Raw genomic sequence first — 16478 nt, forward strand, 5'->3', positions numbered from 1 at the left:
GATTCAAGCAGGCTAGCTACGGCTAGTTACTTCTAATAAGTGATAACCAAATTGAGTTTTCACTGGGCCGTGCACGGTGTTTAGTGCTTCGTTAAATACTACGGTATCAAACTCTGGCACCATATCGCCTTTGTTAAACTCGCCTAACTCTCCGCCATTGGCGCCAGATGGGCAGCTTGAATGTTGCTTGGCGATATCAGTAAATGCTGCTCCACCTTCAATTTGCTTTTTTAGATCTAAACATTGTTGCTCTGTGTCTACTAAGATGTGGCGTGCACTTGCTCTTGGCATGAAAAATCTCCTAAATATGATGAATAAAACTACGGTTTAGCGGCTTACGCTAGCTACTGAGTCGTTGCTGTGTGCAAATGTAGTTGGCTAGCTAGGTTGGTGTCAAATGAAACACAAGTTCTTGTGAGCAGATAAGGTTTATATCGAGTGAAAAGTGCGGGAAAAGGAAACACAAAAGCTGGCAATGCAGCCAGCTTTTTGAGTGCTTTGGCGCTTACAAAACAGTAATGATGTCTTCTTCCGCAAGGCGGGCTTTTGGTAGGCCGTGATTGTAGTCTTCACCATCTAGATGGTAGCCAATCGCTAAAGCAAAGTCACATACATAGCCATTTAGCTCTTGCTCAAATATTTCGCCAAGCAGTGCAGGATCAACGCCTTCCATTGGCGTGGAGGCTATGCCCAAACGAGCAAGTACATGCAAAGTGTTTCCTACCGCTATGTAGGTCTGGGCTTTGGTCCAGTTGCCGTTAAAGCCGCTTTCGTCGGTATTTGCCTCCACAAAACCAAATGCACCGTTTAGCATGTTGTCGTACATTTCTGCTGGCAAATGGCCTGAGCTTACCTCTGCATCGACGACTTTACGGTAGTCGTCTTTGCTGAAGTGAGGATTATGTGCAAACAAAATAACGTGTGAGGCTTCTTTAGCGTGCGGTTGGTTAAACTGATGCATATTGGCAAAGCTATCGTGAAAGCGCTGCTTAGCTTGCTCACTTTCAATAACAATGAACTTCCAAGGTTGTGAATTAATCGAAGAGGCTGATAAGCGGATCGCTTGTTTAATTACCGTCATATCGTCTGCAGAAATACGTTTAGTTGAATCGTATTTTTTAGCAGTGTAACGGCTGTTTAGATCGTTAATGATTGGATGAGACATTAGGTATTTCCTCAGAGATTAATTTCAATGAGCGCAGTTTACGAGCTTGCCATGCTGAGAAAAAGACCTGTTCTCTCCATTCATTATGGTTCTTTAAGTCCATAATCCACGATTTTATTGAGTCGCAAGTCCTAGCGATGCCAAGGTACAAATTGAGAAAGCAGGAGGCTCGAGGGTTTATAGCAGTGTTGATATTCCAAATTAGCAGCTCCAGTGGGTGGAACATTCATTGGTTTGAGAACGGTCAATAATCACCATTGATTGGGCCTTGTTAGCCTAGACACAAAAAAGCCGCTCAATCGCTTGAGCGGCAAACTTTTAAAGTAAAGGCTGTTGGACTATAGCGCTTCGAGTAAAATTAACCCTTCGCTACCCGCAGAGAAGCTTACGCTGCCTGCATTTACTGTAGCGATGGTGCCATCGTAAGCATTGCGCACGCTAGTGCCGTCATCAAAGTAGCTATCTACATTGATGTTTACTTGGCCTGAACCATCTACAACCACGACTACATTATTGCTAACGCCAGAGATTGGGTTGGTCCAAGTACGGGCAAACGCTTTACCGCTAGATTGGCCGCTTAGGTTGATGTGTTGACCAGCACCTACCGCTGGGTTATCACGACGGAATTGACCCACTTTTTGCCAGTGTTGGTGAACGCTGTTGCCAGACTTACTCCAATCTACACTTGAACGGCTACCTTGGTCTGCATCAGAACCACCGTCGCCATTTACGCGACCTAGCTCATCACCGTAGAACACTTGCACGCCACCTGGTAACAACAACAATGCGGTACCAGCTCGTTTTTGACGAGTATCGTCACCGTTGTAGAATACTGCACCAGTATCATGGCTAGAAATATAGCTTAGTGAGTTCCAGTCGGTAGAAGCATTTACTTGGCTTGCGTAGCTAGCAAATACGCTCAACATGGTGTCGGCACTGCTTACCATGCCATCAATCGCACCTTTGAAGCTGAAGTTAATTACCGAATCAAAACCACCTTGAGTATGGTAATCAGATTGTCCAAGGCCGTGGCCAAATACTTCTGCCGTTGCCCAGAACTCGTCGTTCCAATCTGCGCCTGGCGCACTTGGATTGTTTTGACGCCATTCACTTAAGGCTGATTTAGACTCACTAATTAAATATGCCCAGTTATCGTTAGTCACGTGTTTTGCAGTATCAACACGGAAGCCATCAATACCGTAGTCTTTCACGTATTGTACTAGCCACTCAGTGATCCAATCACGTACACGTTTGTTGCCTTGTGCTTGGTAATCACTTAAGTAAGCTTGACCAAAAGTAGACTTGTTGGCTAAGAACGGTGGAATACCCACTTGTTGAGTTGACTCAGTTTTAAAGTCTGGCAAGAAAGCCAAACATTTAGTTAAGTCGTCGTTACCACAAGGGTCGTAACCAGGTAAACCAACGCGTACCCAATCTTTACCCCACCATTTCAACCATAGGTTTTCATCACCGTCATAGTTGATAAAGTCATGGTAACCAAACCAGTTTTGGCCTGCACTTGGTGTCCAATTAGGACCCGCAGTGTCAGAACCATAGCTGAACTCGTCCATGTCTTTTAGGGTGTTGTAACCAGCGTGGTTCATTACCACATCCATGACTACACGAATACCTTGGCTATGCGCTTTGTCTACAAAAGCTTTAAACTCTGCAGGCGTACCCATGTTAGCGTCTAGGTTGGTGTAATCTTGTACGTAGTAACCGTGGTAAGCGTAGTGAGCAAAATCACCATCGTTACCGCCACCCACAAAGCCATGGGCTTGTTCGTAAGGTGCGGTTAACCAAATGGCGTTAATACCTAAATCAGTGAAGTAACCTTCATTTAATTTAGCGGTTAAACCTGCAATGTCACCACCGTGGAAAGTACCAATGTTTTTACCGGTTGCATCAACACTTGGACGACCGTAAGAGTTGTTGTTGCTTGAATTACCGTCGTTGAAACGGTCGGTAATAACAAAGTAAACGTTGGCGTTATCCCAAGTAAAGTCAGAAGCCGTAGGCTGCTCAACTTTAGTGATAGTGAAACACTGGTTAGCTTTGCTGCTAGTGTTTTCTGCATACAAACATACTTGTAGAGACTCACCTATTGCTAGGTTGCTACCTACCGAAATTGTTGCGCCGCTAGTAAATGCTGTGCCGTTTACTGGGTCACTGCCGTCGGTTGTATATAAACCGCCAGTAACGTCATCGCCAGTAGCGTTTAAAGTAATGCTTACTTCGTTAGTCCAGAAGGTACTTACCGCAGGGTCGATACTCACTTTTGCATCGTTTGATGGTATGTCACAAGTATCTGTCCAGCTTTGAGTGCTAATGGTATAACAACCATTCTTGTCGCGGAACAAGTCTTCGGTTTGGCTGTTGCCTTGGTTACTAAAGATAAGCTTGCTTGAATCACTGTTGGTAAACTTGTACTCAAACCAGTGTTCACCAAGGTCTGTCATGTTATCGCCAGGCCAACCTGTATCTGGTGTAGAACCGGCAGGAAGAGCATCCCAGTGATGAATAGACGGGGTCCAATCGGCTGGAGCATTCAAGTAAACAATAAAGCCAGTTTCTGGAACGGCAATTTTGTTGTAAGTGAAAGTTTGAATAACCGAGCCTTGAGGGTTGGCTACATAAACCTGTAACTCAACAGACTCACCAATGGCTAGTTCACCACCAATGTTTATGATGTCGCCGTTACTAAAGTCGATGCCTTGAGTACCGCCAGTGGTGCTTAACATGTAGCTACTAGAAGTGATGTTTTCACCTTTGTAGCTCAAGGTTACCGCTAGGGTATCGGTGCTAAAGTCGCTGCTGCCTGGGTTAATCGCTAACTCAGGTTTAGTGGCAATAATCACTTCTTCAGCAGTAATTTCTTTGCTAGACGCGTTGAAACTAATGTTGTAGTTGGTGTTATCAAGCACTTGGAAATCTTGGTTAGGGTAGTTTTCGCCCCAGCTACCATTATCTGAACAAGCCGCTACTTTAAAGCGTGCTGGGCTTTCTTCACCAGCAAAGGCTTGGGTTAATTCGTAAAGGCCGCTTGCCGCGTTACGTACTAGTGGCGTTTGGCCCCAACCGTTTGCGGTACCACGGAAACACCATACTGCTGGCTCTGCACCGGCAATGGTAATGTCTACGCTGGCGGTATTACTTACTGCGCCTTGATCATCTGTCACTTGCAAAGTGATAGTTTGATCTTGGCTGAAGGTTACACTGATTGATTCAGTGGTTTCACCGGTGCTCCATGCGTAGCTAGCAATACTGCCGTCTGCGTCACTAGAGTCGGTGCCTGAGAATGTGATGCTAGTACCAGCATCTACAGTTTGCGCATTGGCGGGCGAGATAACCGCAGTAGGCGCTTGGTTGCTATTACAGCTGGCTACCGATACTACGTCGATGTTTTTGCTATCGCTGTAAAAGGTAATTTGCTGGCTACCGGCCGATACGCGGTAGTCTGCATTAGGGTAGGCTTCTTGCCAGTCTCCCCAACGGTCTATTTTAAAACGTGGGTCATCGTTTCCAAAAGTTTGGCAGGTTTGAAACTGGGTACTGCTTACCTGTTCCATGGCAGTGGTTTGCCAACCATTTGGTGTGCCACGGAATTCCCATTCTGCTTGCGCAGAAAGCGAGGCCGTTAACAAACCAAGTAATACTACCTTGTTCATGTCATTTCCTTATTCGAATGTTTGTTTGCGATAGCCCTTTAGGCTTATCGACGTGTTAGCCAACATAAAATGACTCTTGGTGGTCATTTCTTGCGCGACCTTAATCTAGTCGAGTAAAAAATAGTCGCAAAAATGAGCAAAGTGAGTGCTATATCAAGTATTTATCCTCATTTTGTGATTGAAAAGGATTTCATTTTAACTGGTACGACTTTGTCTAAGTTATATGTTGCTGAAAGCGCTTAAGTTTATTTTTTTTAATACAAAGCACTGAAGAGTTTATTTTTGGCAGAAGAATTAAATGCCCTATAAGGTATCGGCTTTTAGCTTTTTGTTTAAAAATAATTCGCTGCAGTAGTGCTGGTAGTTTTGGGCTTGCAACCTAGTGTGGCCAGTCGCTGAATTTTTCTATTTGTAAACTCAACATGGTTATTTGTTCGCTCACTTGTATACTTTTGTTATGAGCAGAACAAATTTAGCCTTAGTGTTAGCTGGCCCTATCTTGCGACAAATTAGCTCGCAACGTTTTTCTGTTTGGCTTGCCACCTCTCAGGCGGTTGATATTAGTTTGAGTTTGCAGCCTGAAGGATTGGCTGCGCGTGAGTTTGACCATCAGACAATGGGCCTTTACACCCAACAGTTACCTGCAGGTGAGCATTTGTTTTATCAGCTCATCGATATCCCATTGGAAGAAGCTTTGCCTGCTGCAACTTGGGTCGGGTATGACTTGAAATTACGGCTAGCGAACCAGACTAAAGACCTAAGCTGGCAGGAATGGGCGCCAGAACTGGTGTACCCACCGCGCAACCTGCCGGGCTTTATCGTGCCGGGTGAGGTGAAAAAAATGCTTCACGGTTCTTGTCGAAAACCCCATCACCCTAGTGCCGATGGTTTAGTCAGGGCAGACGCTCATTTAGCCGAACACTCAATTGAGGATTGGCCGAGCTTGTTAATGCTGAGCGGCGATCAAATATATGCCGATGATGTTGCTACGCCAATGCTGGTGGCCATTCACCGTTTAGTTGAACAGCTAGGGGTACCCAATGAACCTTTTGTCGATGCAAAGGTAGCTGGTAGCGATGAGTTGCATGCGCAGGCTCATTATTTGTCACGTCATGAATTACTGCCTGTGGAAGGTGCTAAGCTGGCTCAAAGTGCGTTGTTTAGTAGCGTACGCAAACCTATTTTTACCTCAGATAACGCCAATAACCACCTGATTTCTCTTGCCGAAGTATTGGCGATGTATCTATTAGTTTGGTCACCTAGTGCCTGGACGAATTTGGAGTTAAGCCCTCCAGAATCGCTTAGCTTAAATGAGCTAGACGAATACCTTAAGCAGCGTGAAACCATCATTAGCTTTAGTAAAGGCTTAGCCAAAGTGCAGCGTTTAATGGCGCATTTGCCCACGGCCATGATGTTTGACGATCATGATGTGACTGATGATTGGAACCTTACTGCTGCATGGGAGCAAAGTGCTTACGGACATGCTTTCTCTAAGCGCATTATTGGCAATGCACTGGTTGGTTACTTGTTGTGTCAAGGTTGGGGGAATGCGCCTGAGTATTTCTCTAAAGCGTTAATTCTGCAATTACAGCAAGCCTTGCAACAGCCCGGCAACGATAAACACCAACAGTTGATTGATACTTTGTTGAGTTTTCCGCAATGGCATTACCACTGGGATACTCAACCGCCGCTATTGGTGCTAGATACACGTACTCATCGCTGGCGCTCTGAGCGTAACCTTAACTCTCCATCAGGCTTAATGGACTGGGAGTCACTCACTGATTTACAACAGCAATTATTAGGTAAAGATGCGGTGATATTGGTCTCTCCAGCTCCCATCTTTGGGGTGAAGTTAATCGAAGTTGTGCAACGCGTATTTACTTGGTTTGGCAAACCCTTATTAGTTGATGCAGAAAACTGGATGGCGCATCCAGGCTCGGCTAATGCTTTGCTCAATCTATTTCGTCACCCTAAAACGCCGCAGCATTTTGTTATTCTTTCTGGTGATGTTCATTACTCTTTTGCCTACCATATTCAATTGCGTGGCCGCCAAGGTGGACCCGACATATGGCAAATTACCAGTAGTGGCATCAAAAACCAGTTCCCTGAAAGCTTGCTCAACTTCTTAGACAGAGCAAACCGTTGGTTATATTCGCCTAAATCACCGTTAAATTGGCTTACTAAGCGCCGTCGAATGAGAGTAGTGCCGCATCGTCCCGAAAACGCCTCAAAAGGAGAGCGCTTACTTAATGCTTCTGGTATTGGTTTACTTGAATTGAATACCGATGGTTCTCCAAAATCAGTTAAACAACTCACCGTAGATGGTAATGTTGTCGCCTTTGAAATGTTCGAGCAAGACGCACACTGGGATTAGCGTCTTCAATTTTTTCAAATAAAAATAGTGCTTAGGTGAATGCAAATAGCTAGTCACTGGGTCTACTCAATCAAGGAAATCAATAAGCTGGGTAAAGGATGTAGAGTAGATGGCGAAATGGGAATGCTCACCGCTTTTAGTGAGTCTGCAGCAAACTTGGCTTAAAGGTGTGTGGATATTGTTACTGCTCGTTGCCGCAGCAGGCTTGCCACAGCTGCAAGTGCAACCAAGTATTCAAGCTTATTTTGCTAAAGATGACCCGCAAGTATTGGCCCTACAACAATTTGAAGATGAGCACGCCCCAGCCGCAAATCTGTTACTGCTGCTATCTAGCGATACGTCCTGGAAAAATCGTACTCAGTACCTAGCTGCACAACAAGCCGTAGACCAACTTCGCCTTGTCGAAGGTGTAGAAGCGATTAATCCCTTTACCTTATTGGCGCTGAACGACACGCTTCCGCCTACTATTGCTAAACAGTTTGTCAGCGAAGATGGCAAGAGTATAAATTTTGCGATTAATGTTGATACAAATGTGGCGGGGAAGGCTAAGGCTCTACAACAGTTTTTTACTTCCTTAGATAGCCAATTGAGTAGGCTTAACCATCAAGCAGAGAATTCATATACTTATTTATATGCTGGCGAACTGGCCTTAAGTCGGCAGTATTTATCGGTATTACGCCATGACTTAGCGTGGTTTGTGCCAGCTTTGCTGTTTAGTTTTGCTTTGCTGTTTGTATTGGTTATTCGTCAAGCTCGTTGGTTATTAGGCATGGTGAGCTGCGCAGTGCTTAGCCTTACAATTAGCTTGGGGTTTGCGGCTTGGCTAGGTTTGAAACTAGCGGCAATTAGTGCATTTTTGCCTTTGGTTATTATCAGTTTGGCAATGGCTTATTCTAGTCACTTATTTTTTGCTTGGCGGGGTCTTTTATACACTAAAAGTGGCGAGGCTATTAGTTCTGCTCAGGCAATGCTTTTAGCTTTACAGCATAAGTTAGCGCCGTTGTTTTGGGGTGCAGTTACTACCGCGGTAGGATTTCTATTACTGTGTTTCAGCCCATCTCCTCCGATTGCAGATTTTGGCGTTATAGTGGCTTTTGCAGTGATGATAAATGCCTTAGCTTGCTATTCTATTTTGCCTCTATGGGTGAATAAAATTGGTGCTGAGAATTTAATTAAACAAGCCGCTAAAGCTAACGACAGCTCTTTTTATACGCGCTTATTAGCACACAGAAAGGTGCTATTACTTGGGGTTGCGCTGCTTAGTTCGGTTGCCTTACTGAGTGTTAAAAACCTTGCTTTCGATGATGATTCTCTGGGTTACTTCCCCGACGATAATGCATTTTCTCAGAGTCGTGATCAGCTTCAACAGCAGTTTTTGGGCATGCACAGCCTACGTTATCAAATTCTCGATGACGAGGCTTCTGAACCATTAACAGTCGCTGATGACCTAAGTCGAATACTGAGTTATTTGGCTAAACAAGACGAAGTTCACCAAGTGAATAGTGCTCAAGACTGGTTAGATTGGATCGCGCAGGATCCTAGCGCCTTAGCTAAGTTAATGGCCATGCCGCAGAGTGATGATCTTAGTCAGCAAAAAGCGCTGTTGAATGTATGGTTAGCTCCGCTGAGTAACCGGCAACTGATCGCTTTTGAGCAACGGGTTGCTGGGTGGGCAGCCAGCCAGCAAATACAGTTATCTGCTGCTTACAGTAGTCAGCTTATATTCGCCAAGTTCAATCGGGTTAATGGCCAGGCTATGTTGCTGTCGTTTGCTGTGGCGTTGTTGTTAGTGGCATTGGTGGTACTGGTATTACGCCGCAGTGTTTATTTAATGCTACTGGCATTGTTGGCCAATGGCTTACCGTTACTTTGGGTGTTTGCGCTGTGGCAGTGGAGCGGACAACACCTTAGTTTAGGTAGCGCAGTGGTGATGGGCATGATGTTAGGCATTATTGTTGATGACAGCTTACATATATTGCTTAAAGTGCACCCTGCTAATAGTGTTTCTGATTTGCAGCAGCGAATGGGAAGCATTAGCCCGGCGTTATTGCTTACCTCTGGCGCTTTACTTGTGGGTTTCTCTTTAGGTGGCTTGTCTGACTTTTTACCGATTCAACAAATGAGTTTGTTGTCGGGTTTAAGCTTGGTTATCGCTTTACTGTTTGATTTAGTGCTGCTGCCCTTATGTTTGCCGCTTAGGAGCAAAGCTAACGCTAAAGTAAATGCCGCGATTGAACAGGCTGGAGGTCATTGATGAGTTTTCTTCCTGATGAACGCCATGCCATGGGGCGTTGTTTTGCCACTCAAGCTGCGGTGCTTAGCCCAGAGCATGCTATTGCTCGTTGGGCGCAGCAATATTCACCCGATAGATTATCGTTTAGCGATAAACACAGCGAGGCCTTAGCCTTGTTGATGCCCTTACTACTGTGTGGAGAGCAATCTGCTCAACTGGTGTTTCAACAACAAGCTAAAAACTTGGAACAACACAGCAACCCATTATCTATTAAGGCGTTGAACGAAGTTGAAGCCGACGAAGCTTGGCACGACGAAGCGCTGCAATGGGTATTTAGCCAGCTGCCAGAGTTGGCACAACAACACAAAGTACGCCGCTCGGCTCAGCGATTTTATAGTGGCTTGGGGCGTAGCTTAAGTTTGCAACAACAGTTTATTCGCATTGCCAGTTTAGATGCCTGTGTTACTCAGCTGATGCAAATGATTGAGCGAGGAACTATCGGTAAAAACCATCCATTTTCGCAGCTGTGTGGTTTGATTAAAAAAGATGAAGCAAAACATGTTTACGTGAGTAAACACTTTGCTCAAGACCTCGGTGCCAGTGTGCAAGACATGGCCGAAGAGCGCTTATTGGTTTTGCAAAAACTCATGACCTTGTTGAGTAGCCAAGCTCAACAGTTCGAGATTATTGGTGTAGACCTTGATCAGTTACAACAGAGACTGGAGTTAAAATGGCGGTAAAGTTTGCATCCAACAATTTGAATTTACTGGCGGCAAATTATATTTTGCCTAATCAGCCGGTGAGTAATCAACAATTGCTCGATCACTTGGCCGAGCGTTGTGGTTGGCGGATGGCCAGAAAGGCAAAAATAATTGCAAAGCGCTTAGGTATTGAAGGGCGTTATTTAAGCCGCAGTTTTACCCAGCCTCGCAGCCAAGCCTCGCCAAATGGTATTAGCATGGCAAAACAAGTACTTGAGCAGTGCTTAAACGATGCGAGTTTGTCGGTGAACCAGCTAAATTATTTACTGAGCCATACCTGTACGCCACATACACAAGTACCGCCTAATGCTGCGTGGTTAGCCGATGAATTGGCTTATCATGGCGCCTATTTAGAGTTACGCCAAGCCTGTACAGGCTTTGCCAACGGCTTACAAATGGCCAGTGCTTTGTGTGCCGCCGACCAACAGCCTGTCGCTATTGTAGGGAGTGAAACCGGTTCGGTGTATTTTGATTTGTCGCCAGAGTTTGTTGACCAGCAACAGCTGGTTAATTTTGTGCAAATGGGCGATGGCAGCGGCGGCGTAATTGTTGCGCCAGCCACTAAGCCAGAGCGTTTAATCAAAGACATTTACCTAGGGCAAATTGGCCACCAAAAAGCGCCAGGGTTTTATTTAGACTCGGGAGCCGACAGCGTGGGAGAAGCGCAAATGGCGCGCTTTCATCACAATATCCACGGTGTGCGAGAAACTGGAGCTCAGCTGTTTGAGCTGGGGTTACAGGCCGTGTTAGATCGCGGTTATCAACTGAGTGACTTTCGCTATATTTTACCCCACCAAGCAAATGGCCATATCGACAAGCTACTGAGTAAGGCTCTTAACTACCCACAGTCGCAAATTATTAATGATACCAAGCAGTTAGGTAACTTAGGGTCGGCAGCCATTTGGTTAAGTTTTGCCAAGCTCTTACAAAGCAAGCCCTTAGAGCGTGGCGATCAGGTATTGGTGCTGGGGGCTGAGGCTACCAAGTACTTGTACGGTGGCTTTGTCTACCAGCACTAGCCAAGCAGCACCAATAAGGCTGCGCTAACACAGTTGCGAGGCGAGTCATCTTTACTGCTTGGAACGTGTGTGAAGCAGTAGGGTTATAAAGCACAATTACGCCCAGGCTTAGCGAACAGTTTCACCGGGTTTCATCAGCATTTGAACTGCTTCAACCTTCCTTGATTTGGCGATAAGCTGGCGATTACTTTTGACCGGTTCGGTTTACTATATGCCATAGCTGTTTGTAGCTTAATGGCTGCAATTATTGAATTGAAGAGGCAAGTCGATGCAAATACAAGGTAAATGGGCACTGGTAACGGGAGCGAGTCGTGGTGTGGGCTTACGAGTTGCAAAGGCCTTAGCTAAGCAAGGTGCTAAAGTGATTGTTCATAGCCGTAGTTTAGATGCGTCGCAGCAAGTGGTTGAGCAAATTACCGCAGCACAGGGCCATGCTGTGGCAGTGGCTGCCGAGCTTAGCGATAATGCCGCTATTGTGCAGCTAATTGAACAGGTTAACCTTATTACTGATAATTCGCTGGCGGTTCTGTACAACAACGCAGCAATAATGACACCTTGGCGAGAGGACAGCATAGTGCCTGCCAATGATTACGCCTTAAGCTTTCAAGTGAATTGTATTGCCCCCGCAGCCTTGTGTGACGCCTTCTTGCCGCAAATGAAACAACAAAAACAAGCACGGATCGTAAATGTTACTTCTGGTATTGCCGACCAGCCGCAACTGATGGCCTATAGCTGCTCTAAAGCGGCTTTAGATCGCTATGTGCGAGATATGTTACCGAGTTTAGCGAACACTAGCGTGTTGATGAACTTGATGGATCCTGGCTGGTTGCAAACAGACTTGGGTGGCGAGCATGCTCCAGATCATCCTGACTCAGTAATACCTGGTGCTTTAGTACCAGTATTACTGAGCGATGATGCAGGCAGTGGCCAGCTGTATTGTGCTCAAGACTATCGCGCATAACGCTTAATGCTTGCTAGGCCACTAAATACCAAAGGTTGGCGGTAAGTGGCCTCTGCCATCTTTTTCTTTCACAGCCACCAATAACATATACAGGCTGGTGCTGGCCAAAATAGCCGCTAAGTAAAGCGGCAGTTGATTGCCCCATACTGCACTAAAATCAGCGATTAAGGGGCCAACTATGGAGCCTACGCTATAGCTGATAAGCATAAACTCGGTAATGGCCACAATGTTGTCTGACTGAGCATTTACACAGGCTTGGCTGATTGCAATTGGATAGAGCGAAAACGTGCTCGCGCCCAATACAAACAATGCAACTGACAAACCCAGCCAGCTTTTTGCTAACACCACCGCTATTGCGGCTAGCACACCAATACTGGCCATCATGGCTTGCAGCAATGTTTTGCTAAATCGCGCAGAAAGGTAACTGCTTAAGGGCTGAATTAACATGCCGCCAAGCACCAAACAAGCCATTAACTTACCTACGTTATTACCCCAAACACTTAAACTACTTAAATAGCTTGGCATTAAGCCGTATATAGGACCAAGAATTAAGCCAGAAACAATACAACCAATAATTGCGGGTTTACTTAATGTTGAAAACGCTTTAAATGACAAAGTATGATGCTGGGTTTGAGTTGGTGCATTGCTGTGGCTAAGCAGGGGCGCCAAAATAGCCAAGCTTAATAACACCATTACAGTTAAAAATGGTACCGAACCACTGGTACCAAAAGGCTCTATTAGCAGTTGCCCAAAAGCATTTCCCGCATACAAGGTTGCCATATATATCCCCAAGCGGCTTGCGCGCTGTTTGTCATCGTCAACCAATAACAACCAAGACTCAACAATAATAAATACGCCTGCCGTTGCAGCGCCTGCGATAAACCGTAAGGCTAACCAGCTAATGGTATAAGGCAATTGCCACATTAACACCACACAGCTGAATATGACTGCAAGGCACAATGCTAAGGCGCGTCGGTGACCCATTTTAGAAATGACTTTTTGGGCGGTTAGCGCACCTCCAAGCAGGCCAGTGTAATAAGCGCTCGCTAACCATGCGCTTAAGCCTAGAGGTAGAGACAAACCTGCTAATGCGAGGGGTAACAAGCTCATAAAGTAACCAGAGGCTATAGCAAACAAAGCTAAACCCAATAAGGGTGCAAATATTCCGTTTGCAGGCGAAGGTGTAACAGTAATATTTTGCATGGCTTACCAACAATTAAGGTGCGACTAAAAGAATGTGCTTTGATTAAAGCCGCGCGATAATGCCAACAAATTTTGAAAGGGTAAAACAAAGTATATTTGTCGAAACGATAAACATATTTTGATATATCTATTCGTTAACTTATTATGTTTAACTCATTGATTTTAAATGTTTATTGTTGATTTTAGTGTGTTTTTTCATGCCTGTTTTTTTGATTGACCTAATGGCCAATTTATAGCAAATTTAACGGGCTGGTCGAGTGCTGTTTTAGCTTAGTTACTGGCAATGAAATGTCTGTAATATTATTGAGTCGAGTAGGTATAGAGTATGAAATTCTCAAGGTTTGACGATATTGATGAATGGGAAGACGAAGATAAAGCCCATCACGTTAAACAGCATAAAAAAGTTAAAAATGGGGCTCGTACGCGGCGTAGAATTGATGAATACAACGAAAGAAAACAGTTAGGCAACTGCCTTTCTGAATTGGCGAGTTTTTCTTAAAGCAGCGCTTAGAAGAGCGAGCAAACAAGTTCCATGTAAGTCACCTTAGTAATGACACTGCGTAAATCAAAAAGCCACTGAGTTCAGTGGCTTTTTTTTGTTCTACGACTGTTCTTTTAGGCGTCGTCTTCGGCCAGTTGCTTGGCTAAACTAAAGGCTTCGATTTCTTCACCGACTAGATTCTCATCTAAATCGATTGCCACTAGCACTTTGTCTTCGTCTAAGCTTGGTAGCCACTCTTCAAAAAAGTCTTCAAGTTTTACTGCTACTGGCTGGTAATCTGCCCAGTCTTCTATGCATAAAGCCTGAGCGTTCGCTTGTTTAGAGAATAACGGCATGACATCGGTGGCTTCAAACTCAATTGAGTCAACCACAACAAATTCCTCATCGGCGCTCAATACCCACAGCTCACCGGCTGCTATAACCGCTTTACTAAAGGCTGAAAGGTTGGTTTCTGATGTAGACATGATTTGCTCCGTAGTTGTTAGCTCGGGATAGTTGCGCAAGTTGAGCCTATACGCAAGTAATATAACCCAAAAGCGGTAAATGAACCGGCATGGCTTATTGCTTGGTGGATTTTGCAGCGAAGTTTAGCCCTTAAAATGCTTCTATTTTAGCTTTTTAAACTTAACTAAACCCCACGCCATTACAATGCCTGCCACTGTACCAAAAGCATGTGACGACCAACTTACATTAGCCTTTAAATGAAATAAGCCCCAGAACATACCGCCATAAGCCAGTAATACAATCGCTGCAATGAACACACTTTTAATACTGCGGCTAAACCAAGCGTTGGCTAGCAGTAATCCCCAGTAACCAAAGATAAGGCTGCTAGCACCTGCATGAACACCGGTTCCGCCAAACAGCCAAACTAATGCCCCACCAAGCAAGGCAATAACTAAGGTACTTTGCCATAGGATTACGCGACCAAGTTGGGCCACTAGGAACATTAATATCGCCAGTGGCAGCAAGTTAGATAATAGGTGTAACCACCCATGATGAATAAGAGGCGCTAAGGGGATCCCTATTAAGCCTGATATGGATCGGGGCACAATGCCTAAGGCTGAAACTGCACCTAAGCTAATGGTATTAATCCCTTGAACCAGTATTAGCAATAAACAGAAATACATAATGTCGCGTAGACTGTGCTTAAGCTGAGGGGATAGGCTTATCATGATGCGGCTTAACCTTAAAATTATTGTTAGTGACTAAGTGGCAAAAGTTACCAGAGATTGGTTTCAAGATCTGCGATTTTTACTGGTAGTATTTAAAGCTCTTTTTCGCGCTTTTTTCTTTTGGGCGGAGCGAGAGTTACGCTTATTAGTGGGGGCAGGTTTAGTTAAATCGGGTTCAAAGCCCGGAAACCATTGCTGAGGTAAGCGCCTATCTAATTGCACCTCTAATTCGCTTAATAGGTGTTCGTCTTCAACACTTAATAAAGTAACGGCTGTGCCCGTTTGGCCGGCGCGCCCAGTTCGGCCGATGCGATGAATGTAGTCTTCGCTTTTAAAAGGTAGTTCTAGGTTTATCACGTATTTCAGTTCATCTATATCTAAACCTCGGGCAGCAACATCGGTAGCCACTAGCGCACTAATTTCGCCAATTTTAAATTTGGCTAAAACTTGTTCTCGCGCTGCTTGTGACAAATCACCATGAAAAGACGCGGCATTAATTTGTTGGCTAGTAAGCTGCTTAACCAGTTTATCTACAGCTTGTTTAGTTCGACAAAACACTAAGCTTTGTTGCCAGTTTTTCTGCTTAATTAAATGGCAGAGTAGGGCGGTTTTTTTATCGCTATCTACGTTGTAAACTCGTTCTTCAATGCTAGCGGCCTTGCTAGTGGCTTTGGTGATTTCTAATTGCTTTGGGTTGCGTAACAAGGGTTTAGCAAAGCGGTAAATACTGTCGTCTAAAGTGGCCGAGAATAACAAGGTTTGTCGCTGTTTAGGCATAAAATTCAATAGTGCTTTCAGCTCGTCTTTAAAGCCCATATCTAGCATTCTGTCGGCTTCATCTAATACTAGAAATGCCAAGTTTTTTAATGAACAAGAGCTTCGATTGAGGTGATCTAATAAGCGCCCAGGTGTGGCGACCAATATGTCGCAACCAGCGCTAAGTTGTTGCTGCTGTTGTTCAATGCTCACGCCACCATAAAGCAATACAGAATCTAGTTCACAATCTTTGGAGTAGGTTTGCAGGCTTGCATGTACTTGCTGGGCAAGTTCGCGAGTAGGGGTTAATACTAAGGCTTTAATTTGCTTAGGCTCGCAGTGCTTAGCTTGGCTAAGTAAGTGCAAAATAGGCAAGCTGAAGGCGGCAGTTTTACCGGTACCGGTTTGCGCACAAGCCATAAGATCTCGCCCCGCTAGAATCTCGGGTATAGCTTGTTGTTGAATTGGTGTCGCTTGCTGGTAACCCGCATCGTTAAGGTTGTTAACTAGCGTTTGGTTTAGGGAAAGTTGCTGGAAAGACATGTTATTGCCAAGTGCAAATGTAGTGCTCATATTATACCTAAAGTCATTAGGTTTGGGTGATGATTTACCGCTAAATCATTGGTTTATGCGGCCATTTAATATGCTCTAAACGCGCGCAATA

At 44.8% G+C, this 16478-nt stretch carries 13 protein-coding genes; 6 read left to right on the forward strand and 7 right to left on the reverse strand.

Annotated features, from left to right (window positions below; genetic code table 11):
• Positions 1-12 precede the first annotated feature (12 nt).
• The 3 genes from Q4592_RS02630 to Q4592_RS02640 all read right to left on the reverse strand — a co-directional run bounded on the left by Q4592_RS02630 (position 13) and on the right by Q4592_RS02640 (position 4833).
• On the reverse strand, positions 13-291 hold the full coding sequence (locus Q4592_RS02630; protein WP_303509432.1) for a peptidylprolyl isomerase: 279 nt from the start codon (positions 289-291) through the stop codon (positions 13-15).
• A gap of 214 nt (positions 292-505) precedes the next feature.
• Positions 506-1165, reverse strand: a complete 660-nt coding sequence (locus Q4592_RS02635) for an NAD(P)H-dependent oxidoreductase (RefSeq protein WP_137672202.1) — start codon at positions 1163-1165, stop codon at positions 506-508.
• Positions 1166-1503: 338 nt separating this feature from the next.
• Positions 1504-4833, reverse strand: coding sequence for an alpha-amylase family glycosyl hydrolase (locus Q4592_RS02640; RefSeq protein WP_303509435.1), 3330 nt, complete (start codon positions 4831-4833; stop codon positions 1504-1506).
• A 457-nt stretch (positions 4834-5290) separates the two neighbouring features.
• On the opposite strand from Q4592_RS02640, the gene Q4592_RS02645 reads away from it, so the two are divergent.
• The 5 genes from Q4592_RS02645 (at position 5291) to Q4592_RS02665 (ending at position 12181) form a co-directional block, all read left to right on the forward strand.
• The gene (locus tag Q4592_RS02645) at positions 5291-7207 is read left to right on the forward strand and encodes an alkaline phosphatase D family protein (protein ID WP_303509438.1); all 1917 of its coding nucleotides are present in this window, start codon (positions 5291-5293) and stop codon (positions 7205-7207) included.
• A gap of 109 nt (positions 7208-7316) precedes the next feature.
• The gene (locus Q4592_RS02650; protein ID WP_303509440.1) at positions 7317-9461 is read left to right on the forward strand and encodes an RND family transporter; all 2145 of its coding nucleotides are present in this window, start codon (positions 7317-7319) and stop codon (positions 9459-9461) included.
• Complete coding sequence (locus Q4592_RS02655) at positions 9461-10180, forward strand: hypothetical protein (protein WP_303509442.1); 720 nt, start codon at positions 9461-9463, stop codon at positions 10178-10180. The genes Q4592_RS02650 and Q4592_RS02655 overlap by 1 nt, the downstream gene beginning before the upstream one ends.
• Positions 10171-11220 (forward strand): 3-oxoacyl-ACP synthase III family protein, encoded by a 1050-nt coding sequence (locus tag Q4592_RS02660; RefSeq protein WP_303509445.1) that lies wholly within the window; start codon positions 10171-10173, stop codon positions 11218-11220. The genes Q4592_RS02655 and Q4592_RS02660 overlap by 10 nt, the downstream gene beginning before the upstream one ends.
• 268 nt (positions 11221-11488) lie before the next feature.
• Positions 11489-12181, forward strand: coding sequence for an SDR family NAD(P)-dependent oxidoreductase (locus Q4592_RS02665; RefSeq protein ID WP_303509447.1), 693 nt, complete (start codon positions 11489-11491; stop codon positions 12179-12181).
• Between the two features lie 21 nt (positions 12182-12202).
• Here the strand turns inward: Q4592_RS02665 and Q4592_RS02670 are convergent, their stop codons facing one another.
• Positions 12203-13384 (reverse strand): MFS transporter, encoded by a 1182-nt coding sequence (locus Q4592_RS02670; protein ID WP_303509450.1) that lies wholly within the window; start codon positions 13382-13384, stop codon positions 12203-12205.
• Positions 13385-13709: 325 nt separating this feature from the next.
• On the opposite strand from Q4592_RS02670, the gene Q4592_RS02675 reads away from it, so the two are divergent.
• Positions 13710-13883, forward strand: coding sequence for a PA3496 family putative envelope integrity protein (locus Q4592_RS02675; protein WP_303509452.1), 174 nt, complete (start codon positions 13710-13712; stop codon positions 13881-13883).
• A 116-nt stretch (positions 13884-13999) separates the two neighbouring features.
• On the opposite strand, the gene Q4592_RS02680 is transcribed toward Q4592_RS02675, so the two are convergent.
• From Q4592_RS02680 to Q4592_RS02690, 3 genes are all read right to left on the reverse strand, one after another.
• Positions 14000-14350, reverse strand: coding sequence for a DUF2750 domain-containing protein (locus Q4592_RS02680; protein WP_137672194.1), 351 nt, complete (start codon positions 14348-14350; stop codon positions 14000-14002).
• A gap of 141 nt (positions 14351-14491) precedes the next feature.
• On the reverse strand, positions 14492-15058 hold the full coding sequence (locus Q4592_RS02685; RefSeq protein WP_303509455.1) for a rhomboid family intramembrane serine protease: 567 nt from the start codon (positions 15056-15058) through the stop codon (positions 14492-14494).
• 63 nt (positions 15059-15121) lie between these two features.
• The gene (locus Q4592_RS02690; RefSeq protein ID WP_303510226.1) at positions 15122-16357 is read right to left on the reverse strand and encodes a DEAD/DEAH box helicase; all 1236 of its coding nucleotides are present in this window, start codon (positions 16355-16357) and stop codon (positions 15122-15124) included.
• Positions 16358-16478: the final 121 nt, after the last annotated feature.

This window comes from Agarivorans sp. 1_MG-2023, assembly GCF_030548385.1.
Taxonomy (GTDB): Bacteria; Pseudomonadota; Gammaproteobacteria; order Enterobacterales; family Celerinatantimonadaceae; genus Agarivorans.

Coding starts and splice junctions, on each gene's coding strand:
- Q4592_RS02655 (WP_303509442.1), top strand. CDS start 9,461: ATGAGTTTTCTTCCTGATGAACGCCATGCCATGGGGCGTTGTTTTGCC.
- Q4592_RS02675 (WP_303509452.1), top strand. CDS start 13,710: ATGAAATTCTCAAGGTTTGACGATATTGATGAATGGGAAGACGAAGAT.
- Q4592_RS02660 (WP_303509445.1), top strand. CDS start 10,171: ATGGCGGTAAAGTTTGCATCCAACAATTTGAATTTACTGGCGGCAAAT.
- Q4592_RS02635 (WP_137672202.1), bottom strand. CDS start 1,165: ATGTCTCATCCAATCATTAACGATCTAAACAGCCGTTACACTGCTAAA.
- Q4592_RS02670 (WP_303509450.1), bottom strand. CDS start 13,384: ATGCAAAATATTACTGTTACACCTTCGCCTGCAAACGGAATATTTGCA.
- Q4592_RS02665 (WP_303509447.1), top strand. CDS start 11,489: ATGCAAATACAAGGTAAATGGGCACTGGTAACGGGAGCGAGTCGTGGT.
- Q4592_RS02680 (WP_137672194.1), bottom strand. CDS start 14,350: ATGTCTACATCAGAAACCAACCTTTCAGCCTTTAGTAAAGCGGTTATA.
- Q4592_RS02645 (WP_303509438.1), top strand. CDS start 5,291: ATGAGCAGAACAAATTTAGCCTTAGTGTTAGCTGGCCCTATCTTGCGA.
- Q4592_RS02690 (WP_303510226.1), bottom strand. CDS start 16,357: ATGTCTTTCCAGCAACTTTCCCTAAACCAAACGCTAGTTAACAACCTT.
- Q4592_RS02640 (WP_303509435.1), bottom strand. CDS start 4,833: ATGAACAAGGTAGTATTACTTGGTTTGTTAACGGCCTCGCTTTCTGCG.
- Q4592_RS02685 (WP_303509455.1), bottom strand. CDS start 15,058: ATGATAAGCCTATCCCCTCAGCTTAAGCACAGTCTACGCGACATTATG.
- Q4592_RS02650 (WP_303509440.1), top strand. CDS start 7,317: ATGGCGAAATGGGAATGCTCACCGCTTTTAGTGAGTCTGCAGCAAACT.
- Q4592_RS02630 (WP_303509432.1), bottom strand. CDS start 291: ATGCCAAGAGCAAGTGCACGCCACATCTTAGTAGACACAGAGCAACAA.